General features: G+C 69.9%; 1 protein-coding gene. It reads right to left on the bottom strand.

The genetic code is table 11. The annotated features are described in order from the left end of the window. Window positions 1–224: 224 nt before the first annotated feature. The coding region (locus tag IF67_RS42705; protein WP_234341653.1) for an ATP-binding protein at window positions 225–375 on the bottom strand (151 nt) is incomplete at its 5' end.

Raw genomic sequence — 375 nt, 5'->3', positions numbered from 1 at the left:
CCGCCAGAAGGGCGTCCAGGTTTGTCGTCACACACAAGCCAACGGGCGCCCTTCGCCATGGTCGCGGCCAGCACAGACATCGGACTCAATCATCTAGGGGGAGGCGGCCTCTGAGGGGCCGCCCGCCCATGGCTGATCCGCGGGTGCGAAGTCTCTGCGCTTCCGCTTTGCGCGCCTGACGGTGATCCGGGTTTCGGGCTTCGGATTGCGGCAGCGAACCGTGCCTACGAGGGCAGGACGACCCGCATGACGAGTCCGCCGCCTTCGCGGGGCTGGGCGGTGATGGTGCCGTCGTGTGCCCGGACGACGGAGCGGACGATGGACAGGCCGAGGCCGACGCCCTTGTCGCTGCCGGTGCGCTCGGTGCGCAGCCGC

It is taken from the genome of Streptomyces sp. NRRL S-1813 (genome assembly GCF_000719605.1).
GTDB lineage: Bacteria > Actinomycetota > Actinomycetes > Streptomycetales > Streptomycetaceae > Streptomyces > Streptomyces decoyicus.
This window is presented reverse-complemented; position numbering and strand designations above follow the sequence as displayed.